Raw genomic sequence first — 21,863 nt, forward strand, 5'->3', positions numbered from 1 at the left:
ACCTGCGCAAACAGGTACTGAACAGGTACTGCCGCACCCTTAGCTACTCTGAATGTTCCGCAGGATAAACCTTTGATCTCTACAGCTAACATCACGATGCAGTTCGGCGCCAAGCCACTGTTCGAAAACGTCTCTGTCAAGTTCGGCGCGGGTAACCGCTACGGTCTGATTGGCGCCAACGGTTGCGGCAAGTCGACCTTCATGAAGATCCTCGGCGGCGACCTCGAGCCGTCCGGCGGCCAGGTCATGCTTGAGCCGAACGTGCGCCTGGGTAAACTGCGCCAGGACCAGTTCGCCTACGAAGAATTCACCGTGATCGACACCGTGATCATGGGCCACGAAGAGCTGTGGAAGGTCAAGGCCGAGCGCGACCGCATCTATTCGCTGCCGGAAATGACCGAAGAAGACGGCATGGCCGTGGCCGAGCTGGAAACCGAATTCGCCGAGATGGACGGCTACACCGCCGAGTCCCGTGCCGGTGAACTGCTGCTGGGCCTGGGAATTGGCATCGAGCAGCATTTCGGCCCGATGAGCGAAGTGTCGCCCGGCTGGAAACTGCGGGTACTGCTGGCCCAGGCGTTGTTCTCCGACCCGGAAGTGCTGCTGCTGGACGAGCCGACCAACCACCTGGATATCAACACCATCCGCTGGCTGGAAAACGTGCTGACCCAGCGTTCGAGCCTGATGATCATCATCTCCCACGACCGTCACTTCCTGAACAGTGTCTGCACCCACATGGCGGACCTGGACTACGGCGAGCTGCGCCTGTTCCCGGGCAACTACGACGAGTACATGACCGTGGCGACCCAGTCCCGCGAGCAACTGCTGTCGGACAACGCCAAGAAGAAAGCGCAGATTTCCGAACTGCAATCGTTCGTCAGCCGCTTCTCGGCCAACGCCTCGAAGGCCAAGCAAGCCACCTCCCGTGCCAAGCAGATCGACAAGATCCAATTGGCCGAGGTCAAGCCATCGAGCCGTGTCAGCCCGTTCATTCGCTTCGAACAGACCAAGAAGCTGCACCGTCAGGCGGTCATTGTCGAAGGCATGGCCAAAGGGTTTGACGGCAAGCCGTTGTTCAAGGACTTCAGCTTCACCGTCGAAGCCGGCGAGCGCGTGGCGATCATTGGCCCGAACGGCATCGGCAAGACCACGTTGCTGCGCACCCTGGTCAATGAACTGGAGCCGGACGCCGGTACTGTGAAATGGACCGACGCCGCGGAACTGGGTTACTACGCCCAGGACCACGCCCACGACTTCGAAGACGACGTCAACCTGTTCGACTGGATGGGCCAGTGGACCCAGGGCGGCGAACAACTGGTTCGTGGCACCTTGGGCCGCATGCTGTTTTCCAACGACGAGATCCTCAAGTCGGTCAAGGTCATTTCCGGTGGTGAACAGGGTCGCATGCTGTTCGGCAAGCTGATCCTGCAAAAGCCGAACGTGCTGGTGATGGACGAACCGACCAACCACTTGGACATGGAATCCATCGAGGCGCTGAACCTGGCGCTGGAAAACTACCCGGGCACGCTGATCTTCGTCAGCCACGACCGTGAGTTCGTATCGTCCCTGGCCACCCGCATCATCGAGTTGAGCGCCGATGGCGTGATCGACTTTAGCGGCACCTATGACGATTACCTGCGCAGCCAGGGTGTGCTGATTTAAGAGCAGCGCTGAGTTGTAAGCTTCAAGCTGCAAGTGAAAAGCCCTGTCCGTTGTGACGGGGCTTTTTGTTTTCAAGGTAGAACAGCTTGTGGGAGCACAGCTTGCTTGCGATTTGGCCGTTTCAGTCGACTTGGTATTGGCCGACCTACCGTCATCGCGAGCAGGCTCGCTCCCACAAGGAACCGATGTTCTTCCAAGCCCTGCGGCCAGTGTGGGAGCGAGCCTGCTCGCGATAGCGTCGGCACCATCACCACCCGGGCAAACCGTTAGCCTGCTTTCTTTTATTCCCGCCGCGCGCCATGATGAGCCCCTCTTACCGCTGCCCGCGAACGAGCCTCATGCCAACACACCCATCCACCCCCAGTTCCCTGTCGATCACCTGGCAGATCATCTCCATCGTCTTCTATACCTTCATCGCCTTTCTCTGCATCGGCCTGCCGATTGCCGTGTTGCCGGGCTATGTCCACGAACAGTTGGGCTTCAGTGCCGTGGTGGCCGGGCTGACCATCGGCTCCCAGTATCTGGCGACGCTGCTCAGTCGGCCCATGGCCGGGCGGCTGTCGGACAGTATCGGCACCAAGCGGGCGATCGTTTATGGGCTGTACGGGATCGTCCTCAGTGGTTTGCTGACGTTGCTTTCGACGCTGCTGCAAAGCTTTCCACTGCTGAGCCTGTTGATCCTGATCGCCGGGCGTTTGCTGCTCGGGGTGGCTCAGGGCCTGATTGGCGTGGGCACCATCAGTTGGTGCATGGGCCAGGTGGGGGTCGAACACACGGCCCGCTCGATCTCATGGAACGGCATCGCGTCTTATGGGGCCATTGCCATCGGCGCGCCGCTGGGAGTGGTAATGGTCAGTGAGCTGGGCTTTGTCAGCCTGGGGATCGCCTTGTCGCTGCTGGCCGGCGCGGCGCTGCTGTTGATACGAAACAAGCCATCGGTGCCGGTCATTCGAGGCGAGCGCTTGCCCTTTTGGGCGGTGTTCGGGCGTATAGCACCGTACGGGACGAGCCTGTGCCTGGCGTCGATCGGCTACGGTACGCTCACCACCTTCATCACGTTGTTTTATGTCAGTCGCGGCTGGACAGGGGCGGCCTGGTGCCTGACAGTGTTTGGCGTCTGTTTCATTCTGTCGCGCTTGTTGTTCATTTCCAGCATCGCCCGCTTCGGAGGCTTCAGGACGGCCATTGCCTGCATGTGTATAGAAACCTTGGGGCTGGTGTTGCTGTGGCTGGCACCTTCTACCGCGTTCGCGCTGATCGGCGCGGGGCTGGCCGGTTTCGGGCTGTCGCTGGTGTATCCGGCGTTGGGTGTGGAGGCCATCAAGCAAGTCCCGAATACCAGCCGTGGCGCAGGACTGAGCGCCTATGCGGTGTTCTTCGACCTGGCGCTGGCGATTGCCGGCCCCTTGATGGGCGCGGTGGCGTTGAATCTGGGGTATTCCTCGATCTTTTTCAGTGCGGCACTGCTGTCGATCATCGGACTGGGGCTGACTTTACTGCTGCGGCGCCGTACCGAAACAGCCGCTTATTGATCGACCTTGTGCAAACTCACCAGGCCGGTTCGCCCAGGCCTGGTGTTTTTTTGCGCGGTCTTTAAGCTGCGGCGAATTGCTCGCTGATCTGCAGCTTGGCTTCGTTCATGGCTTTGCTGCGCATTTCGTCACCGTAAGCCAGGCCCTCGGCGCGAACGAACTCGATGTCGGTAATGCCGAGGAAACCGAACATGACCTTCAGATAATCCTCATGCGCTACGCCGCTTGGCTGGCCGGCATGCAGGCCGCCAGAAGTGGAGACGATCACCAGTTTCTTGCCACCACACAGGCCTTCGGGGCCGGCTTCGGTGTAGCGGAAGGTTTGGCCGGCCACGGCGATACGGTCGATCCAGGCCTTGAGTTGAGTCGGAATGGTGAAGTTATACATCGGCGCTGCGATGACCACCGCGTCCGCCGCCAGGAATTCGGCCATGGTCGAGGCACTGAGATCAGTCTCGTGCTTCTGGGCAGCGTCGCGCAGTTCAGCGCTGGTGCCGGCGGCGATCAGGGTCTGGGCGGAAAAGTGGCTGATGGCATCGGCCGCCAGGTCGCGGTAGGTCACGACGACGTCCGCTTCGGCAGCTTTCCAGGCCTCAACCACGTCACGGCTCAGTTGGCGGGACGCGGAATTGTCGCCCAGGATGCTCGAGTCAATGTGCAACAGTTTCATATGAGTGCTCTCCAAGTGAGGATCGCGACCAAGCGATCAATTGAGAACAATCCTATCGATGAAGCCAATAGCCGATAAGTCAGTATTAATGCGATAGTTCGTTCCACTGACAGGACAATAGAACTCGATATGCAAGACCTCAATGATCTGTACTACTTTGCCAAAGTGGTTGAAGCCGGTGGTTTCGCCGCGGCCGGACGCCTGTTGGGTATTCCCAAGTCGCGGCTGTCACGACGTATCGCTGAACTGGAAGAGCGCCTTGGCGCCCGACTGCTGCAACGTACCACCCGCCAGTTGAAGCTCACCGCCGTTGGCGAGCGTTATCTGCGCCATTGCCAAGCCATGCTGCTGGAAGCCGAGATGGCCGATGAAGCCGTGGCGAGCATGTCCACTGAGCCGCGCGGGCGCCTGCGGGTTTCCAGTCCGGTGGGTTTGGCTCATCAGATGCTGGGCGGGGTGATCGCCAGCTTCCTGGAAAAATTCCCTCAAGTGCAGCTGGAAATGATGCTGGTCAATCGGCGGGTTGACCTAGTAAGCGAAGGCATCGACGTGGCATTGCGCGTGCGCGATCTGGGGGACGAAGACCCGCTGCTGATGACGCGACGGCTGCGTCAGGCGCGGCTGATCATGGTCGCCAGCCCGGCGTTCGTCGCAGGACGGCAGATCAATACCCCGGAGGATCTCAAGAAACTGCCGATACTCGGGGCGCTGGACGCCGATCGCCTGGTCCATCTGCGCCTGCTCAAGGCCAACGCAGAGCCCGTCGAACTGGCCCTGGAAGCCCGGCTGGGCATCGACGACTTCATTGTGCGCCGCGCCTGCGCCCTCGCCGGCCTGGGTTTCACCTTGTTGCCGAGCATGTATTGCGAGGAGGAACTGCAGGACGGCACACTGGTGGAATTGTTGCCCGAGTGGTCGCTGCCGGACGGCTGGCTGCAGGCAGTCTATCCGCATCGACGCGGCATGTTGCCAGCGGTGCGCGCGTGGATCGACCACTTGGTAGAAGCATTCGATGGCTGTGGAGATAGAAAAATATGAGCTTGAGCGAAGAGGATGTCGCGCAGTTCTGCCTGGGTTTGCCGGGCGCCAGGGAGGACTACAAATGGGGCGGCGTGCGGGTATTTTCCATTGCCGGCAACAAGATGTTCGCCCTGCAGAACCTGCGGGGCGAATCACTGGCGTTCAAGGTGGACAAGGATCTGTTCCTGGGGCATTGCGACCGCCCGGGGATTCACCCGGCGCCCTATCTGGCGCGGGCTCAGTGGGTCATCATGCAGACGCCCTACCCGCTGGGCGCCGATGAACTGCGTGGCCTGCTGCAGCGCTCCCACCAACTGGTGGTGAGCAAGCTGCCCAAGCGCACCCAGGTGGGTTTGCTGCTGTCGTGAAGCTCAGAAAAGCATCAGCAGATGACTGCCCAGGAATAACTGGTCGATCCAGAACACCTGGTGCAGCAACACGATGAACCAGAACACCACCTGAAACGACACCTTGCGGGTCTTGTGGCGAAACACTTGCTGAGCCAACAACGCCCCGGGCCAGCCCCCGGCCAGCTCCACGGCGTGCAATACGTTTTCCGGGGTGCGCCAGGCGTCAGCGCGGGCCTTGCGCTTGTCGCTCCAGTACAACAGAAACGCCACCACGCTGACGAGCCCGTAGGCCGTCAGCGGCACCCAGGACTCCGCACGCAACCCGAGCAAAAGTGATCCGAGCAGCGGCAAGGCGCACACCAGCGCAAATACCACGAGCTTGAGCCGCAAACTCTGCACGGCTGGGCCCGGCTCACGGCCTGGACGGCTCATGGCTGGGCCGCCGTCCAGTCCACCCAACCGAATTGCCAGGTGGCCAGGATCAACAGGCCGAAAGCGATCCGGTACCAGGCAAATACGGCGTAACTGTGGCTGGCGATGAACAGCAACAAGCCCCTGACCGCGATCATGGCGAAAATGAACGCCGTGACGAAGCCGATGGCGAACACCGGAAAATCCGCCGGCACAAACAGCTCGCGATATTTATAGCCGGAGTAGACCGCCGCGCCGACCATGGTTGGCATCGCCAGGAAGAATGAAAACTCGGTCGCGGTCTTGCGCGACAGCCCGAACAGCAAGCCACCGATGATGGTCGAACCTGAGCGGGAGGTGCCGGGAATCATCGCAAGGCACTGGGCGAAGCCGACTTTCAGTGCATCCTTCCAGGTGATGTCGTCTACCGTTTCGGCGTGCACTGTGTGCTGGCGCTTCTCGGCCCAGAGCATCACGAAACCGCCCAGCACCAACGCCATGGCCACCGTGATCGGGTTGAACAGGTATTCATGGATCAGGTCTGCAAACAACACGCCCAATACCACAGCGGGCATGAAGGCAATCAGCAGGTTGGCCGTAAACCGACGAGCGCTGGGCTGGGTGCGCAAACCCAGTACCACGTCGAAGATCTTGCGCCGAAACTCCCACACCACCGCCAGGATCGCCCCGAGCTGGATGATGATGTTGAACGCCATCGCGCGCTCGCCGCCGAACTCGAGCAAGTCCGCGACAATGATCTGGTGCCCCGTACTGGAGATCGGCAGGAACTCCGTCAAGCCTTCTACCACGCCAAGAATCAGTGCCTGAAAGGCGGTCCACAAATCCATTCATCCCCCAAAAGACTATGCTTGCGCACGTCTCATCAAAATTTAAGCGTTATGCAGGTGTAAACAGCAGGCGCACGGTGACTGCGATTTCTCAAAAAAACCAATGAAAAAACCGGAACAGGCTCAGGTTTTGCGCCGCGGGGCCGAAATCCTATCAGACAAGCCCTGATAACGCTGCCGCGTTATGACTCAGGACACAAAGGCATACCCGCCTGACGCCAGACTCAGGCGGTCGCAGATGACAAGAATAAGAAACCGGAGTGACAGCGTATGAATAGCTTGCGCAGTGTGTCGATCAGCCGACGCTTGTGGCTCATCTTGGTCGTGTCCATCGTGATGTTGTTCACGTTAGGCGCGTTCATGCTTAAGCAGATCCACACCGACCTGTATCAGGCCAAGGTGCAGAAAACCCAGCATGTGGTCCAGACTGCCAGCGGCGTGCTGAGCTACTACCATGGTCTGGAAACGGCTGGCACCCTGACTCGCGAGGTTGCGCAGAAGCAGGCCCTTAGCGCGGTGCGCGGCTTGCGCTACGACCAGAGTGATTACTTCTGGATCAATGACCTGACCCCTGTGATGGTCATGCACCCGACCAACCCGAAACTCGAAGGTCAGAACCTCTCGGCGATTCGCGACCCGAATGGTTTTGCGCTGTTCAACGAGATGGTCGCCATTGCCAAGGCCAAGGGCGCCGGGATGGTGGATTACCTCTGGCCGAAACCGGGCGCCGAGGCGCCGGTGGCGAAAACCTCTTACGTCAAACTGTTCGAGCCGTGGGGCTGGATCATCGGTTCAGGCGTGTATGTCGATGACGTGGAGGCCGAATTCCGCTCTCAAGTGATCAAGGCTTCGCTGATCGGCCTGGCGATCACCCTGCTCATGGGCCTGCTCCTGACCCTGATCGTGCGCAGCATCGTTCGGCCGCTGCAGGAAACGGTCAATGCCATGGCCAACATTGCCAGCGGTGAAAGCGACCTGACCCGCACCCTCGACACCCACGGCCAGGATGAAGTGACGCAACTGGCCCGGCATTTCAATGCCTTTACCGCCAAACTGCGCGAAGTAGTCAGCCAGTTGCAGGACTCGGCCAGGGCCCTGGGGCAATCGTCCAACGACCTGGGTAACGACGCCGCCCAAGCCCAGGAGCGCAGCCAGCAACAATCGCAACAGATGGAACTGGTGGCGACTGCGATCAACGAAGTGACCTACGGCGTGCAAGACGTCGCCAAGAATGCCGAACACGCCGCCAGCGAAATGCGCGACGCCGAATCCCAGGCCCAGCAGGGCCAGGTGAATATCGATGGCAGCTTGCAGCAGATTGACCGACTGTCCCAGACCATTGATCAGGCGGTCGAGGTGATTCGTACCCTGGCCAGCGAAAGCACCCAGATCGGCAGTGTGCTGGAGGTGATCCGCTCCATTGCCGAGCAGACCAACCTGCTGGCCCTCAACGCCGCGATCGAAGCGGCCCGCGCCGGTGAACAAGGTCGGGGCTTTGCCGTGGTGGCCGATGAAGTGCGGCTGCTGGCCCAGCGCACGCAGAAGTCCACCGCCGAGATCCAGGCGATGATCGAACGCTTGCAGAACCACTCCGAAGCGGCGGTGAAAGTCATCAGCGACAGCAGCCGTGCTTCGCAATTGACCATTGAACAAGCCGGGCTGGCCGGCGCCAGCCTCAACGCCATCGGTCAGGCCCTGCGCAATCTCAACAGCCTGAACGCCTCCATCGCCAGCGCCACACTGCAACAGGCCCATGTGGTGGAAGACATCAATCAGAACGTGACCCAGGCCGCCGGCCTCTCCCACAGCACCGCCCTGGCGGCTGAACAATCGAGCCTGGCGAGTACCCGTCTCAAGTCGCTGAGTGAGCAATTGAACGGGTTGCTGAAGCAGTTCAGGGTCTAGCTGATCGATACTCGCTGGGCGTCTGGTGCATCTCAATGCGAAAGTGCCGATTGAAGTTGGACAGGTTGTTGTAACCCACCTCAAAACAGATATCGGTCACCGGCATTTCACTGTGCAACAGCAACCGGCAGGCTCGCTGGACTCGGAGCTTGCGCATCAGGTCAATGAAACCGTGTCCGGTGATGCGTTTGAAGAAACGCGAAAAACCGGGCTCGCTCATGCCCAGTTGCCGAGCAATCACCGACAGGCGCAGGTCACCCGTGAGTTCAGTCTGCAGGTACTCGAAGGCCTTGTGGATGCGTTCGGAACTGCGGGCATCCAGACTGGGTGCATAACAAGGGCTGGCCAGGCACTGGGCCTGCTCCTGCGGGGCGAGATTGAGTGTGTTGAGCAGTTGGAGAAACAATGCCAGCCGCCCGAGTCCCTGGGCCGGGCCGATGCTCTCCAACAGCCTTGCGGCGTTCACCGCGGTGTCGTCGCTGAAGACCAGACCTCGTCGTGCCCTTTCGAACAGCGGCTGTAAATCCCCGAGTTCAGGTAGCGTCCGGCGCAGGCTCAACAGCGTTGCGCCATCGAATTGCAGCACCACGTCCCTTCCAGCCAAGTACTCGCCCGGGGCCAGGTCGCCCATCCAATCGTGGGGCAAGCCCGGGCCGATCATCGCCACGTGGCCGGGGCCGAATGGACCAATATAATCGCCCGCCAGCAATTTACCGCTGCCCCGACGAATGAGATGGATCTCGAATTCGGGATGGTGGTTCCAGCGCGCCAGCGGATACGGATAGTCGTGCTCATACCAGCGAAAACTGTGCTCGGGCTCAGGCAGGATGACTTCAAGTTCGGCGGGTGGCTGCTCGAACAGGGGCGTTGGGTGATCAGGCATGTCGCGCGTCTCTATCGCTGTAGGCAGCACCTTACGCTCGGCGCGCGTCGGTTCACCAGCCCTGACCTGATCGTCCACCGATACTTTTTTAACCCGGCCAAGGGACACGTCACGGCGTTAAAAAAAGTACCAGCCGATGATCCCTCCCGCGTTTGTCCGGCGCCAATGGCGCTGCTGTAATCGGCACGTCATTGATGGTGAGCCGCGCTCCCCTGCTGTTTATTTTGTCATTCGAGACAGGACAACCCATGAAACGACTGGAAGGAAAAAGCGCGCTGGTCACCGGTGCTGCCCGTGGTATTGGCAGAACGTTCGCCCAGGCCTATATCAACGAAGGGGCTACTGTGGCGATTGCCGATATCGATCTTGGAAGCGCCCAAGCCACCGCCGCCGAACTGGGCGACAGCGCCTACGCGGTCAAAATGGACGTCACTGAACAAGCTTCGATTGACCAGGCCATCGAGGCGGTCGTGGCCCGGACGGGCAAGCTCGATATCCTCGTCAATAACGCAGCGCTGTTCGACCTGGCGCCTATCGTGGAGATTACGCGCCAAAGCTACGAACGGCTGTTTTGCATCAATGTCGCCGGCACACTGTTCACGCTGCAGGCCGCCGCCCGGCAGATGATCCGCCAGGGGCATGGCGGCAAAATCATCAACATGGCCAGCCAGGCCGGCCGGCGTGGAGAAGCCCTGGTGGCGGTGTATTGCGCCACCAAGGCTGCGGTGATCAGTCTGACCCAGTCGGCCGGCCTTGATTTGATCAAGCATCGAATCAACGTCAACGCCATTGCCCCTGGTGTGGTGGAGGGTGAGCACTGGGATGGTGTGGATGCGCTGTTCGCCCATCATGAAAACCTGCCCCTGGGAGAGAAAAAGCGTCAGGTCGGCGCGCAAGTGCCCTATGGCCGGATGGGCACCGCGCAGGATCTGGTGGGGATGGCGATATTCCTGGCCTCTGCGGAGAGCGAATATGTGGTAGCACAGACTTATAACGTCGATGGCGGGAACTGGATGAGCTGATAATTCGCAAGTTTTGCCCTTGAATCGACGGAGATGGACTTATTTGCCTGAAAATTGATCCCACTACTTGAGGATTGTCCCAAACGGTACCCAACGGTGCCGTTGCAAGGGATTTCAAGAGAGCGTGAATACCGTTGCCCCAGCCGGGCAAAAATTGCGCATCATAGGCGCCGTCCGCTCAAGGGAGATTTACATGCGTGCCATTTCATCCGTCATGCGTCTTATCGGGCTGTCGCTGGGGCTGGCCTTCGCCACCAGTGTCCTGGCCACCGAAGAGACGCAACTGGTCGAGTCCATCAACCTTTACCGCAGTCAGTCGCAAAGTTGTGCGGATCAGGCCTCTCTGGAGCTACCGCCGCTGGCCATGGATTCGCGGCTGATCCTGTCGGCCAACGGCATTGGTGACCTGCAGCAGGCGTTGGCCCGCACGGCCTACCCGATGGTCAACGTACAGGCCATCAGCCTGTCCGGGCCACGGGACGCGCAAGCCGCGATGAAGGCCGTGCAGGAAAGCTTCTGCCAGGTGGTGCTGGATCCACAGTTCGTCGACATCGGCGTCAGTCGCCTGGATCGCGAATGGCGCATCGTGTTGGCGCGCCCGCTATTGTCGGCGCGTCTGGGAGACTGGCAAGCCGAAGGTCAGAAGCTACTGAAGCTGATCAACAGTGCCCGTGCCCAACCGCGCCGCTGCGGCACCGAAGCCTTCACGGCGACGACGCCGCTGGCCTGGAACGCTACGTTGGCCCTGGCCGCCGTGAACCACACTCGGGCCATGGCCAACAACAACTTCTTTGACCACAAGGATCGCGACAGCCGCATGCCGGGCGACCGCGCCGAGTTGGCCGGTTACCTCGGCCAATTGATCGGTGAGAACATCGCCGCCGGACAGGATACGGCCCTCAAAGTGGTGGACGGCTGGCTGGCAAGCCCCGGTCATTGCGCCAATCTGATGAACCCGCAGTTCAAGGAACTGGGCGCCGGCTATGCGGTGGACCCGAAAAGCGATGCGGGGATTTATTGGACAGCGATGTTTGGCACCCAATAGCGTTTGATCAGATCGCTTGGCACTGGCGGCAATCCCGCTATCGCGAGCAGGCTCGCTCCCACAAGGGTTCTACACACTGTGGGAGCGAGCCTGCTCGCGATGAGCATGGAACTGTCATTGCTGACGCAGCGTCTGCCGCAAATGCTGCATGAACTGGCTCAACGACGGCGACTGAGCCACTGGCTTGCGTTGCAACAGGCCGATCGAACGCTTTCCGGGCTGGTCGATGGCAATCACCGCGCATTGCTCGCCAATATTGAACACCGCCGTGCAACTGGCCGGCAGCAGGGAAAACCCCAACCCTTCGCGTACAAGCGCAGTGGCGGTACTCATGTGCGCCACCTCCCAAGCCGGCTCAGGCTCGACATTCAGGTAGCGCAACGCTGCGTCGGCCAAGGGCCGGATGCTCGTGTCGGGAGTCAGGGCAATGTAGGGCCTGCGTTTCCAGTCGTCCAGACTGTCGCGCTGATGATCCTTGTGGGTCAGCAACACCAGATTGTCATCCAACAGGCGCACGAAGCTCAGCCCGGACAGGTCGTCGGGTAACGAGGTAATACCCGCGTCCACCTCACCGCGCTGCACCCACCCCATGATCTCCCCGGCCCGACCATCCAGTACGCTCACCCTTACACCCGGGTGTTTGCGCTGGAACGAAGCGATGACCACAGGCAGGAACGAAGCGGCGGCAGTGGGCAGTGCCGCCAGGCGAAGGGAGCCACGACTCAGGCTGAGGGTGTCGCGGGCGTCCCGTACGGCATCGTCCATGTCCCTGAGCATGCGCCTGGCCTGGGGCAGAAAGTGTTCGCCGGCCAGCGTCAGCTCGACACTGCGGGTGTTACGCGCCAGCAACTGCAGACCCATGGTCTCCTCCAGTTTGCGGATGCTGTAGCTCAGCGCTGGCTGGGACAGGTGAAGCTGTTCAGCGGTGCGCGTGAAGCTTGAGGTTTCAGCGATCAGGATAAAGGCACGAAGCTGTCGGAAAGAAACGTTCATGGCCGTACTTATAAAGATAATGGATCAATTGATTCTACCTTTAAAATTCACAGAACAATCCATGGCCGCCACTATGGGCCATCCCATCAGTGGAAACGGACATGACAAAAACAATTCTCGTCGGATGCGGCGCCGGTTTTGCCAATGATCGCCCGGACGCCGCCTTGCGCCTGGCCCAGGACCTGGCGCAACGAAACGGCCAGCGCTACATCATGCTGGAGTTGCTGGCCGAACGGACGCTGGCCGAAGCGCAACTGCGCAGGGGCCTCGATCCTCAAGCCGGATACGCCTCTCGCCTGTTCGATTTCCTCGAGCCGATGCTGGATGTGTGTATCGACGCCGGCATCCCCATCATTACCAATGGGGGGGCAGCCAATCCCAGAGCCGCCGCGCAGCGCCTGCGAGCAACACTGGCAGGACGCTATCCGAGTTTGAAAATTGCCTGCGTACTGGGCGATGACCTGCTGGAAGAAACCACACCGCGCTTCAAGCAATGGCTGCCCGTGGACCCGGCAGACGTGGTTTCGGTCAACGTCTACACCGGTGCCGACGGCATTCATACGGCGCTGCAAGAAGGTGCCGGTATCGTGCTGTGCGGGCGAGTGGCCGACCCTTCGCTGGCGGTGGGCGCGATTCGCCACGGGCTGGGTTGGGCCGCCGACGATTGGCAGAAAATGGCCATCGCCACCGCGACCGGGCATTTGCTGGAGTGCTGCACCCAGGTCACCGGCGGGTACTTTGCCCACCCTGGGATCAAAGAGATCCCGGACCCGGCGAACCTCGGTTGCCCCATTGCCGAAATCCATGAGGATGGACGTTTGATCATCGGCAAAACCCAGGGCTGCGGGGGCCGCGTCAGCGAGCAAACGGTCAAGGAACAATTGCTTTACGAGGTGCATGATCCGCGCCGCTACCTGACCCCGGACGTGGTGCTGGACCTGGGGCAGGCCCGCGTCCGGGACCTGGGTGAAGACCGCGTTGAGATCAGCGGCCTGCTGGGCCATCCGCGCCCCGATACGCTCAAGGGCCTGGCCGGTGTGCGGGGGCTCTGGTTCGGCGAGGCGGAAATTTCCTATGCCGGCCCCGGTGCCGTGGCCCGTGCCGCCCTGGCCCGGGAAATTCTGCTGCAACGTTTTGACCGATTGGCGCCAGGCGTACAGCCCTGGATCGATTTGTCGGGTGTCGCCAGTCTGTTCAATGATCACGGTGGCCGCTATCTGCAACAACGACTGGCCCTGGCGCCGGCCCTTGATGATGTGCGTGTGCGCGTCGGCCTGACCCATACCGACCAGGCAATGGTTCAGACGCTGTTGGCCGAGGTGGAATCGCTATACACCAACGGTCCGGCCGGCGGTGGCGGCGTGCGCCGGCACCTCGCTGAAGCCGTCACCACCCGCAGCTTCCTGCTGCCGCGCAGCGAAATCCACACGACCCTGGAGTGGTACTGATGAACCTGGTCACCCTCGCCGACTTCGCCCACGCTCGTGCCGGAGACAAAGGCAATATCCTCAGCATTGCGGTATTCCCCCTCGATCCGGCGCACTACCCATGGTTGCTGCGCGAACTGACCTGCGAACGAGTCGCCGAACAATTCGCCACGCGCCGGCCTGCCAAGGTGCATCGCTATGAACTGCCGAACCTGCATGCGCTGAATTTCGTCCTCGAAGACGCCCTGGAAGGCGGCGTAAACCTCAGTTGCGGCCTTGATCGCCACGGCAAGAGTTTGAGTTATCTGCTGCTGTCCCTGCGCCTGCCCCAACCACAGGGCTGAAGGACTCACGCGCCCGTACCGTCGACAACAATAAAAAGAGAGGCTGCACCATGATTACAACGTTGGGTTTTTTGATGATGCTGGTCATCATCGGGCTGATATTGCTGCGCAGGATCAGCCCCGTCGTCGCCTTCACCACCCTCCCCGTCGCCGCTTGCCTGCTGGCCGGTTTCAACCCCGGACAGATCGGCGAGTTCATCAAGGCCGGGCTGATCACCGTGGCGCCCACCGCCGCGCTGTTTCTGTTTGCCATTCTGTTCTTCGGGATCATGCGTGATCGCGGGCTGTTCGACCCGCTGGTCAACCTGCTGATCCGCAGTACCGGTGGCAAGCCGCTGGCTGTGGCGCTGGTCACGGTGCTGGTGACGTCAGTGGTGCATCTGGACGGGGTGGGCGCCGCGACATTTTTACTGACCATTCCGGCGCTGTTGCCGTTGTACAAGCGCCTGAACATGAGCCCGGCCATGCTGTTGTGCCTGGTGGGCACCACCGCCGGGGTCATCAACATGGTGCCTTGGGGTGGCACCACCGCTCGGGCTGCCGCAGTTTCCGGGCTGGACGCCACGGAGCTTTGGCTAGGTTTGCTGCCGGTGCAGTTGGTGGGGCTGGTCTGCATGTTGCTGGTGGCCACCGTGCTGGGCTCGCGAGCCCAGCGTCGCCGGCCAATGTCACTGGGAGCGGCCGCCAGCGTCGATCTGGACAGTCTGTCCACCGAAGGTCGCGAGTTCGGCCTCTCGCCCCGCAACCTGCGGTACTGGCTGAACGTGGCCCTGACCGGCGCGATCCTGGCTTGCCTGTTCACCGGTATCTTTCCGCTCTATGCCTGTTTCATGGTGGGATTGGGCATTGCCCTGCCGCTGAACTTCCCTTCCCTGGATGCCCAGGCCGAACGTCTCAAGGCCCACGCATCCGACGCCCTGCAAATGGTGCTGGTGATGATGGCCGCCGCCGTGTTGCTGGGTGTGCTGTCCGGAGCAAAAATGTCCGACGGCATGGCCTTGGCGCTGATCGACTTTCTGCCTGGCGGATCCGCTCAGTACCTGCATGTGATCGTCGGATTCTTTGGCGTTCCCCTGGGGATGATCTTTTCGCCGGACGCCTACTACTTTGCCTTGTTGCCGGTGATCAGGGACGTGGCCGCCGCCGCGGGCGTACCCCTGGAAGCGGTGGCCCGGGCCATGCTGATCGGTGAAAACACCGGTTTCTCCATCAGCCCGGTGGTGCCCAGCGTGTACCTGGCCCTGGCGTTGTCCGGCGTCGAGTTGCGCAAACACATGGCCTACACCTTTTTCTGGGCCTGGGGCGTCAGCCTGGTGATGCTCGCCTTCGCCGTGGCGGCCGGGGCGGTACAGGTTTAGGGTTCAGCGCGGGAAGCGGGTTTTCAGTGTGCGCCGAAGATCAACGATCGGTGCACGCCCGATCCCGCCCGCACACCATCGCCCACCGACAGTGCCACCGAGCCGAACGGCATGGCCGCATCACCACAGGCAAACACTCCCGGCACGCTGGTTTCGCGGGTCATGTCAGTCTGGATGAAGGCACCGAGCGGGCCGTCCTCGAACTCACACCCCAGAGATGCGGCCAACGAGCTGCCCACGCGGGTACGGGGCAAGACGAACAGACCATCGATGGCAACCACGCGCCCCCCTTCCAGGACCACATTGGCCCGCTCGCCTTCAATGCGTTCGACCGGTTCGGCTACCAGCGTCACCCCACGTAGTTCCAGGCTGGCCCGCTGCTCCGGGTCGGGCTCGAATACGCCATTGGTGAAGAACGTCGTCGGCCCCCAGTCGGGAAGCATCAAGGCGTGGTGCAGCGACATTGGCGACGTCGCCAGCACGCCTATCGGCCCTTGGTCCAACTCATAGCCGTGGCAGTAAGGACAGTGGAAAACGCTTTTGCCCCAGCGCTCAGCCAGGCCTTGCACCGCCGGCAAATCATCGACCACTCCGGTGGCCAGCAGCAGGCGTTGGGCTTGGAAATGTTGCCCACGGGCAGTTTCCAGGGTGAAGCCGCCCTCCTCCTTGCGCGCCTGGACCACGGTGTCCGACACCCACTCCACCGTCGGATAAGCCATGAGCTGGGCGCGGGCATCCTCGGCGATGTCAGCGGGTGCGCGGCCATCCTGGCCAAGAAACCCATGGGAAGTCGCGGCGAACCGGTTACGGCGTTGCCCCCCATCGATCACCAGCACCTTTCGCCGAGCCCGTGCCAGTTGAAGTCCTGCCGACATACCCGCGTAGCTGCCGCCTGTAATGATGACGTCGTAGCCCATGATCTTTCTCCAAGGGTGGTTTTCGAAGGACCGCTAAAGTCTCGACACATCGTAAGTTCCTTGAAAAGCGCCTGTCAACGATCTCGTAACTTTTGCAATTACAGGCGATACTCCACCCCGTCTCAACCACAGAACAACGCCGTTACCATGAGAAACGACACGCGCCTGTCCCGCATGCTTCATGTACTCATCCACATGGACCGTCACCAGCAATCCGCCACCTCCGACACCATCGCGCAGATGCTCGGCACCAACCCAGTGGTGGTGCGCCGGACCATGGCGCTGCTCAAGGAACAGGGCTATGTCACGTCAGAGAAAGGCCATCGCGGCGGCTGGACGTTGAGCAAATCCCTGGCAGAGATGACCCTGCTCGACATCCATCAGGCCTTGGGTAGCACGTCGATTTTTGCCATCGGCCTGTCCACCGATCACCCGCAGTGCCTGGTGGAACAAGCGGTGAATGCGGCGCTGACGGATGCGTTCGATGAGGCTCAGGCGTTGCTGCTCAAGCGTTTGGGCAGCATCACCCTGGCGCAGTTGGCGGAGGATTTTGATCAGCGTTTTCGGGAGGGGCACGGCTGAGTGGTGGGAAGCGGGCCTGATCAGGCATCGAGATCGGCATTCCATCGACGCTGGATGTTCCGTGCTTGGAACCGGCCCGCTTCACTTTATTGAGACATCGCCGCCTTCAACGACGACAGGCGTTCACCGCAGGCACCCGGCCACGCCACGGCTGGGCGCGTTCCAATTGCGCGGCCAGGGCCAGCAGGGTGCTTTCTTCGCCAAAGCGACCGGCGAAGTGCGCGCCCATCGGCAGGCCGTTGCTGCTCCAGGACAACGGCACGGACATCGCCGGCTGACCGCTGGCATTGAACAGCGCGGTGAATGGCGAGTAGCTGTGGTAACGCTCCAGCAGTTGATCGAGGCTCATGCACACGTCCTCAACGTCCAGCTCGCCAATCGGTACCGGTTCACGGGTCAGGACCGGGGTGAGGATCAGGTCGTAATCGTGCATGAACGTCGCCAGTTGCCGGCCCAGGGTATGAATCCACTCCACTGCAGCCGCGTACTGGGCGCCGCTGACGTTGCCCTTGTCCCGCAGGATGATCCGGGTGCGCACCTCCAGCTCCTCGGCCTGTACCGCGAACCCGCGCATCTGGCCCAGCAGGTCAACGTAGTGGCGAGTGCTTGCGCCGATGATGGTGAAGACCTGATCGAGAAACTCCGGTAATACCACCGGCAGGTTTACCGGTTCGACACGGTGGCCGAGGGACTCACACAACCGCGCCGCCTCGCCTACGGCCTGCAGGCTCTGTGGCGATGTTGGCCAGGGACCGAGTTGCTCCACCAGGGCAATGCGCAACGGTTGCGGATCGCGCTGCAACGCCGTCACATAGGGCAACGTCTGGACCGGCGCGGCATAGGGCGCTCCCAGGTCCATTCCGGCGGTGGCGTCCAACAGTGCGGCGCTGTCGCGCACCGACAAGGTGATCGCATGGGGCGTGCCCATCCCCGCCCACCCCTCGCCGATCATCGGCCCGGACGGCAGCAGGCCGCGGCTTGGCTTGAACCCGAAGACGCCACAGCAAGAGGCCGGCACGCGCAACGATCCGCCGCCATCGTTGCCGTGGGCGAACGGCACGACCCGGGCCGCCACCAGCGCTGCTGCGCCACCGCTGGAACCACCGGCGCTGTGACGGGTGCTCCAAGGGTTTCGGGTGGCGCCAAACCGTGAAGATTCGGTGGAGTACGACGTGCCAAACTCCGGTGAAGTGCTGGTGCCCATTACCTGACAGCCCGCACGGCGCAAGCGGGTGACGACTTCGGATTCGAAATCCGCGCGAAAATCGCCCAATGAGCGTGAACCGTTGGTCATTGCCGCCCCCGCAACGGGCGAAAACAGGTCCTTGATCAACGTCGGCACGCCCGCCAACAGACCTTGCCCGACCTCAGGCGTGTCGGCCGCTTCCCGCGCCGAATCGTATAACCGCTCGGCCACCGCGTTGAGCTGCGGTTCGACCCGTTCAAGACGTTCGATGGCCGCCTCCAGCAGTTCGCCGGGGCGGATCTCGCCGCGCCTGACCCACTCGGCCAGTGCGCTGGCGTCTTCGTTGTCCATCAAGTGGTGGATGTCTTGCATGCCCATGCTTCAGATTCCTTGTTTCATGACGATTGACGGGGGCCGAGAGTGGTCGCCTGACCATGGCCTCGAGTACGCAGACCGACAGCGATCCACAGCAGCGCGGCGGCAAAACTGGCGACTGCCAGCCATTGGATCGACTGGCGCAGATCGCTGGCGAAGGCGCCCACAGAGGCCACCACCAGCGGACTGACGAACTGGCCGATATACAGAAACGAGGTGAACCCACCCAGGCCACGGCCGCGGGTGCTGGCGGTCAAGGCATTCATCACGGGAGCCATCACGTTGGGCACCAGCAATCCGGAACCCAGGCCCTGAATGAAGACCGCCACCAGCACGGCGTTGTAGCTCTGGGCGCGCATCAGCAGCCAGAGCCCAAGCCCTATCAGACTCAGCAACAGCGCGTTGCAACCGGCAATGCCGAAGCGACGGCGCAGCAAGGGCCACATCAACGAACCGCCCAGGGTCGCCAGCAGGCTCAAGCCTGCCGCCATGCCGATCAGCGTGCTGGAGGTGATGCCCAGGCTGACCAACAGCGTCGGCGCCTGGATCGGCACGATGAAGGTCAGCACCATGCCGCCCAGAATCATCAGGTAACCGATCACCAGCGACCGTACCGCGACCTTGGCCGGACCCGATTCGTCCGCTTGCTGCTCGGCCCTTGGCCGCTTGGCCATCGACGGCTCCCACAGCACCTTCATCATGGCGGGCACCAGCAACAATGGCAGCAGGTACAAAAGGAACGGCGAGCGCCACGAATGCTCCCCGAGCGCCCCACCCACCACAAAAAACAGCGCCCCCACCAGGCCGATGGTCACCACTTGCCGGTTGACGTAGCGCAAGCGCTCTTCGCCGTGCCAGTAGTCAGCAATGAGGGCCGCGCAACAGGTCATCACCGCCGCTTCGGCGCAGCCGAACAGCAGCCGGGTGCCGACAATCGCCGGCAGGTTATCGAGCATCGCCGGCAGCGCGCCGAGCACTGCGTAGAGCAACGTGGCAATCACCAGCAGCGCCTTGCGCCCGACCCGGTCCGCCAGCCAACCGGCCAACGGCGCGCACAGGGCAATGGTCAGGGCCGGCCCGGTGATCGCCAGCGGCACCAGCAGATCGGCTCGCGGCTCCATGGGACCGAATTCGGCGCCCAAACGGGGCAAGATGGGTGCGACCATCACCGAGCCCATGATGGTCAGGCTGCTGCCGAGCATCAGCACCAGCCCTTCACGCCGACCCGTGGCCTGGCGTGACGGGGCTGCGGCCGTTGAAATGGAACTTGATTGGTTCATGGGAGCCCCTTTAGAAACTGTGAGAAATGCGCAGTGCCGTGGTGTAGCCCTCGGCACGGTTACGCGCGTCGAACTCCTTGTAGACGTGCAGCCATACCGGCGGCATCCCGGGCTTGAAGTAGCTCACCGCCGGCCCGACGGCCATCACCCGGGCGCGATTGCCCGATTGCAGCCCTGGCGCATCGTCATCGCTGAACTGGCGGTAGTAATACCCGCCCACGCCCACGGTCCAGGGCCCGACGTGTTGGCCCACCGCGAATTCGTGGCGGTACTCGACGCCGCTCTTGTAGTCAGTGGCCGGGTTGCGTGTGTTGATGTCGACTTCGAAACTGGAAGACACTTCGAAGCCGCTGTCGGAGATGTAAGTGGCGTTGAGGATCGGCGAAAAGGTCCAGTGGTTGAGCCCCGGTGAAATCAGCCGGTTCTTGTCATAGTCGCCAGTCGGTGCCTGGATCTGGAACTGGGTGTTGACGAACAGGTTGGGCGATAGGGTCCACTGCAGGATCAGCGGCAACAACTGGATGTCGGCCATGCGAAACGGATCGGCCGCAAGGTCCAGCGGACCGATAGGCGTCTGCACCTGTACCGAAGCGTCCATCTGGAAGAACGGCACCACGGCGCCGAAGCCATATTTGGCGCCCAGCACGGTGTAATCGGTCATGCGCATATAGGCGACGCCGATGGACAGCACATCCAGAGAGAAATTGTTGTCCACGGACTTGCCGTGGCGGTCCTTCTGCACGTTGGCCGAATAGAACGCGGTGCGCAGGCCGACGGTGCCAAAGGGCGTGGCCGGCGGCATCATGCCCGCGCCGAAATCATAGACCCCGACCGCCGTGGTCGGCGCGCCGTTTTCGGTGCCATGGGCAGCGCCCCCCATACCGATCAGCCCCAAGGTCAACCAAGTACAGCGCCAGGCGTTTGCTTTTTTATTTTGATTCATCGAATGCCCCTCCAACCCTGTGGTGTTGGGGTCATCCTAGGGAGCCGGCCGGTCAGCCGTTATCCGTTTTCAGCACAGATGCGTGCGACGCAGGGTTTGGGAAGGTGTCTCGCCGAACAGCACCCGATAATCGCTGGAAAAGCGGCTCAAGTGCCAGAAGCCCCAGCGTGCCGCCACCTCCTGGACGCCCAGGGCCTGATCCCCGTTGCGCAGTTCACGACGCACGGCATTGAGGCGCAACGCCCGTAAATAGGCCACCGGATTGATACCCAGGGTTTCCTGGAAGCAATACTGCAGTTTGCGTCGGCTGGCCCCGATGTGGTTGCACAGGTCGAGGATCGACAGCGGCTCATCGACATGGGCCAAGGCGTACTCCCGGGCGCGGTCGACCATGCGCTTGCGCGCCGTGGGATTGAGCGGCGGTGCCTCGTCCGGTGCCACCAGTTCCAGTATGTGCAGCATCACCGTGTCACGCAGGCCACGACGAATCGACTCGTAACCCAGCAACGAGTCACGCCCCTGCTCGCCCCCTTCAAGCTCATCGAATAACGCCGCAAGCTCGGCGGGCAGCGTCGAGTTGCCGAGACGGTAACACTTGGGAAGATCGGTAATTCGAAAGCGGCTGCCTTGACGTTCCAGCACATGCTCCAACGCCTGCTCGTCGATGGCGACACCGAGCAGATCCAGATGTTGGGGCGTGCGCAGCTCGGGCAGGTTATGCCCACGGGCGACCAACAGGCTGGGCTCGACAATCGGGTGCCCGGAGCAAAAGACCGGCCCGTCCGCACTCAGCGGCACGCTGAAGGTGATGGCGCCCTCCCAGGCCGTGCCTTGCTTGGTCAGGGCCTGATTAGAGCGGTCGCGCACCAGTTGCATCCACTCCGAGCGGAACTCGATCAACTCGCCGTCGAAGCGCCCGGGGGTCAACTGGTCGTAGCAAACCTGCCAACCGCCCATGTTCCGGGCGTGCTCGTCGATGTCTGTGGTGCGGAACCGATTGATCGGCAGCATCGGCAGTCCCTCCGACGAGACCGCTGGCTGCGCCATGTTGTCATTGTTCATTGACCCGACCTTTGATGATTCCAGGGCTTATGGATCAAAGCTCAGGCA

Annotated in this window: 21 protein-coding genes; 11 read left to right on the forward strand and 10 right to left on the reverse strand. The window is 61.7% G+C overall.

Going from position 1 to position 21,863, the window contains the following annotated elements; genetic code table 11:
- Positions 1-72 precede the first annotated feature (72 nt).
- Together AC3I65_RS12970 and AC3I65_RS12975 are read left to right on the forward strand one after the other, a co-directional pair.
- Positions 73-1,662: an ABC-F family ATPase gene (locus AC3I65_RS12970; RefSeq protein WP_076384583.1), complete on the forward strand. Its 1,590-nt coding sequence runs from the start codon at positions 73-75 to the stop codon at positions 1,660-1,662.
- Positions 1,663-2,000: 338 nt separating this feature from the next.
- The gene (locus AC3I65_RS12975) at positions 2,001-3,194 is read left to right on the forward strand and encodes an MFS transporter (protein WP_047229121.1); all 1,194 of its coding nucleotides are present in this window, start codon (positions 2,001-2,003) and stop codon (positions 3,192-3,194) included.
- Positions 3,195-3,255: 61 nt separating this feature from the next.
- On the opposite strand, the gene AC3I65_RS12980 is transcribed toward AC3I65_RS12975, so the two are convergent.
- A complete protein-coding gene (locus AC3I65_RS12980) occupies positions 3,256-3,864 on the reverse strand; it encodes an FMN-dependent NADH-azoreductase (RefSeq protein ID WP_139050035.1) in 609 nt (202 codons plus the stop codon).
- Positions 3,865-3,993: 129 nt separating this feature from the next.
- Here AC3I65_RS12980 and AC3I65_RS12985 point away from each other — a divergent pair, with 129 nt between their 5' ends.
- Positions 3,994-4,902, forward strand: coding sequence for a LysR substrate-binding domain-containing protein (locus tag AC3I65_RS12985; RefSeq protein ID WP_047229123.1), 909 nt, complete (start codon positions 3,994-3,996; stop codon positions 4,900-4,902).
- Complete coding sequence (locus AC3I65_RS12990) at positions 4,899-5,252, forward strand: MmcQ/YjbR family DNA-binding protein (protein ID WP_047229124.1); 354 nt, start codon at positions 4,899-4,901, stop codon at positions 5,250-5,252. The genes AC3I65_RS12985 and AC3I65_RS12990 overlap by 4 nt, the downstream gene beginning before the upstream one ends.
- Positions 5,253-5,255: 3 nt before the next feature.
- On the opposite strand, the gene AC3I65_RS12995 is transcribed toward AC3I65_RS12990, so the two are convergent.
- Positions 5,256-5,666: a DUF1294 domain-containing protein gene (locus AC3I65_RS12995; protein ID WP_076384581.1), complete on the reverse strand. Its 411-nt coding sequence runs from the start codon at positions 5,664-5,666 to the stop codon at positions 5,256-5,258.
- A complete protein-coding gene (locus AC3I65_RS13000) occupies positions 5,663-6,493 on the reverse strand; it encodes an undecaprenyl-diphosphate phosphatase (protein ID WP_047229126.1) in 831 nt (276 codons plus the stop codon). Before AC3I65_RS13000 ends, AC3I65_RS12995 begins: the two co-directional genes overlap by 4 nt.
- A gap of 270 nt (positions 6,494-6,763) precedes the next feature.
- On the opposite strand from AC3I65_RS13000, the gene AC3I65_RS13005 reads away from it, so the two are divergent.
- Complete coding sequence (locus AC3I65_RS13005) at positions 6,764-8,398, forward strand: methyl-accepting chemotaxis protein (protein WP_047229127.1); 1,635 nt, start codon at positions 6,764-6,766, stop codon at positions 8,396-8,398.
- Here AC3I65_RS13005 and AC3I65_RS13010 read toward each other — a convergent pair.
- Positions 8,388-9,281: an AraC family transcriptional regulator gene (locus AC3I65_RS13010; RefSeq protein ID WP_047229128.1), complete on the reverse strand. Its 894-nt coding sequence runs from the start codon at positions 9,279-9,281 to the stop codon at positions 8,388-8,390. The genes AC3I65_RS13005 and AC3I65_RS13010 overlap by 11 nt on opposite strands.
- Positions 9,282-9,529: 248 nt before the next feature.
- Between AC3I65_RS13010 and AC3I65_RS13015 the strand changes: the two genes are divergently transcribed.
- Together AC3I65_RS13015 and AC3I65_RS13020 are read left to right on the forward strand one after the other, a co-directional pair.
- A complete protein-coding gene (locus tag AC3I65_RS13015; RefSeq protein ID WP_047229129.1) occupies positions 9,530-10,303 on the forward strand; it encodes an L-iditol 2-dehydrogenase in 774 nt (257 codons plus the stop codon).
- Between the two features lie 193 nt (positions 10,304-10,496).
- Positions 10,497-11,348 carry a CAP domain-containing protein gene (locus tag AC3I65_RS13020; protein WP_047229130.1) on the forward strand — a complete coding sequence of 284 codons (852 nt, stop codon included), beginning with the start codon at positions 10,497-10,499 and terminating at the stop codon, positions 11,346-11,348.
- A gap of 114 nt (positions 11,349-11,462) precedes the next feature.
- Here AC3I65_RS13020 and AC3I65_RS13025 read toward each other — a convergent pair whose 3' ends face one another.
- A complete protein-coding gene (locus AC3I65_RS13025; protein WP_047229131.1) occupies positions 11,463-12,341 on the reverse strand; it encodes a LysR family transcriptional regulator in 879 nt (292 codons plus the stop codon).
- Positions 12,342-12,442: 101 nt separating this feature from the next.
- On the opposite strand from AC3I65_RS13025, the gene AC3I65_RS13030 reads away from it, so the two are divergent.
- From AC3I65_RS13030 to AC3I65_RS13040, 3 genes are read left to right on the forward strand one after another with little or no spacing between them, the layout of a single operon-like run.
- Positions 12,443-13,789, forward strand: a complete 1,347-nt coding sequence (locus AC3I65_RS13030; RefSeq protein ID WP_160892355.1) for an acyclic terpene utilization AtuA family protein — start codon at positions 12,443-12,445, stop codon at positions 13,787-13,789.
- A complete protein-coding gene (locus AC3I65_RS13035) occupies positions 13,789-14,112 on the forward strand; it encodes an AtuA-related protein (protein WP_171061361.1) in 324 nt (107 codons plus the stop codon). The genes AC3I65_RS13030 and AC3I65_RS13035 overlap by 1 nt, the downstream gene beginning before the upstream one ends.
- 50 nt (positions 14,113-14,162) lie before the next feature.
- Positions 14,163-15,470 carry a CitMHS family transporter gene (locus tag AC3I65_RS13040; RefSeq protein WP_488523843.1) on the forward strand — a complete coding sequence of 436 codons (1,308 nt, stop codon included), beginning with the start codon at positions 14,163-14,165 and terminating at the stop codon, positions 15,468-15,470.
- Positions 15,471-15,493: 23 nt separating this feature from the next.
- Here AC3I65_RS13040 and AC3I65_RS13045 read toward each other — a convergent pair whose 3' ends face one another.
- Positions 15,494-16,387, reverse strand: coding sequence for an NAD(P)/FAD-dependent oxidoreductase (locus AC3I65_RS13045; protein WP_173406933.1), 894 nt, complete (start codon positions 16,385-16,387; stop codon positions 15,494-15,496).
- A 147-nt stretch (positions 16,388-16,534) separates the two neighbouring features.
- Between AC3I65_RS13045 and AC3I65_RS13050 the strand changes: the two genes are divergently transcribed.
- Complete coding sequence (locus AC3I65_RS13050) at positions 16,535-16,969, forward strand: Rrf2 family transcriptional regulator (RefSeq protein ID WP_047229136.1); 435 nt, start codon at positions 16,535-16,537, stop codon at positions 16,967-16,969.
- Positions 16,970-17,075: 106 nt separating this feature from the next.
- Here AC3I65_RS13050 and AC3I65_RS13055 read toward each other — a convergent pair whose 3' ends face one another.
- The 4 genes from AC3I65_RS13055 to AC3I65_RS13070 form a co-directional block, all read right to left on the reverse strand.
- Positions 17,076-18,533 (reverse strand): amidase, encoded by a 1,458-nt coding sequence (locus AC3I65_RS13055; protein WP_173406932.1) that lies wholly within the window; start codon positions 18,531-18,533, stop codon positions 17,076-17,078.
- Between the two features lie 17 nt (positions 18,534-18,550).
- A complete protein-coding gene (locus AC3I65_RS13060) occupies positions 18,551-19,810 on the reverse strand; it encodes an MFS transporter (RefSeq protein ID WP_305465860.1) in 1,260 nt (419 codons plus the stop codon).
- A gap of 10 nt (positions 19,811-19,820) precedes the next feature.
- Positions 19,821-20,753 (reverse strand): SphA family protein, encoded by a 933-nt coding sequence (locus AC3I65_RS13065; protein WP_076384567.1) that lies wholly within the window; start codon positions 20,751-20,753, stop codon positions 19,821-19,823.
- 69 nt (positions 20,754-20,822) lie between these two features.
- On the reverse strand, positions 20,823-21,815 hold the full coding sequence (locus AC3I65_RS13070; protein ID WP_076384565.1) for a helix-turn-helix domain-containing protein: 993 nt from the start codon (positions 21,813-21,815) through the stop codon (positions 20,823-20,825).
- Between the last annotated feature and the right edge of the window lie 48 nt (positions 21,816-21,863).

The sequence above is a fragment of the Pseudomonas sp. N-1-13 genome (genome assembly GCF_057787095.1).

Bases quoted from the DNA above. Each gene is read 5' to 3' on its own strand.
- AC3I65_RS12975 (WP_047229121.1), top strand. From the start codon at position 2,001: ATGCCAACACACCCATCCACCCCCAGTTCCCTGTCGATCACCTGGCAG.
- AC3I65_RS12980 (WP_139050035.1), bottom strand. From the start codon at position 3,864: ATGAAACTGTTGCACATTGACTCGAGCATCCTGGGCGACAATTCCGCG.
- AC3I65_RS12985 (WP_047229123.1), top strand. From the start codon at position 3,994: ATGCAAGACCTCAATGATCTGTACTACTTTGCCAAAGTGGTTGAAGCC.
- AC3I65_RS12990 (WP_047229124.1), top strand. From the start codon at position 4,899: ATGAGCTTGAGCGAAGAGGATGTCGCGCAGTTCTGCCTGGGTTTGCCG.
- AC3I65_RS12995 (WP_076384581.1), bottom strand. From the start codon at position 5,666: ATGAGCCGTCCAGGCCGTGAGCCGGGCCCAGCCGTGCAGAGTTTGCGG.
- AC3I65_RS13000 (WP_047229126.1), bottom strand. From the start codon at position 6,493: ATGGATTTGTGGACCGCCTTTCAGGCACTGATTCTTGGCGTGGTAGAA.
- AC3I65_RS13005 (WP_047229127.1), top strand. From the start codon at position 6,764: ATGAATAGCTTGCGCAGTGTGTCGATCAGCCGACGCTTGTGGCTCATC.
- AC3I65_RS13010 (WP_047229128.1), bottom strand. From the start codon at position 9,281: ATGCCTGATCACCCAACGCCCCTGTTCGAGCAGCCACCCGCCGAACTT.
- AC3I65_RS13015 (WP_047229129.1), top strand. From the start codon at position 9,530: ATGAAACGACTGGAAGGAAAAAGCGCGCTGGTCACCGGTGCTGCCCGT.
- AC3I65_RS13020 (WP_047229130.1), top strand. From the start codon at position 10,497: ATGCGTGCCATTTCATCCGTCATGCGTCTTATCGGGCTGTCGCTGGGG.
- AC3I65_RS13025 (WP_047229131.1), bottom strand. From the start codon at position 12,341: ATGAACGTTTCTTTCCGACAGCTTCGTGCCTTTATCCTGATCGCTGAA.
- AC3I65_RS13030 (WP_160892355.1), top strand. From the start codon at position 12,443: ATGACAAAAACAATTCTCGTCGGATGCGGCGCCGGTTTTGCCAATGAT.
- AC3I65_RS13035 (WP_171061361.1), top strand. From the start codon at position 13,789: ATGAACCTGGTCACCCTCGCCGACTTCGCCCACGCTCGTGCCGGAGAC.
- AC3I65_RS13040 (WP_488523843.1), top strand. From the start codon at position 14,163: ATGATTACAACGTTGGGTTTTTTGATGATGCTGGTCATCATCGGGCTG.
- AC3I65_RS13045 (WP_173406933.1), bottom strand. From the start codon at position 16,387: ATGGGCTACGACGTCATCATTACAGGCGGCAGCTACGCGGGTATGTCG.
- AC3I65_RS13050 (WP_047229136.1), top strand. From the start codon at position 16,535: ATGAGAAACGACACGCGCCTGTCCCGCATGCTTCATGTACTCATCCAC.
- AC3I65_RS13055 (WP_173406932.1), bottom strand. From the start codon at position 18,533: ATGGGCATGCAAGACATCCACCACTTGATGGACAACGAAGACGCCAGC.
- AC3I65_RS13060 (WP_305465860.1), bottom strand. From the start codon at position 19,810: ATGAACCAATCAAGTTCCATTTCAACGGCCGCAGCCCCGTCACGCCAG.
- AC3I65_RS13065 (WP_076384567.1), bottom strand. From the start codon at position 20,753: ATGAATCAAAATAAAAAAGCAAACGCCTGGCGCTGTACTTGGTTGACC.
- AC3I65_RS13070 (WP_076384565.1), bottom strand. From the start codon at position 21,815: ATGAACAATGACAACATGGCGCAGCCAGCGGTCTCGTCGGAGGGACTG.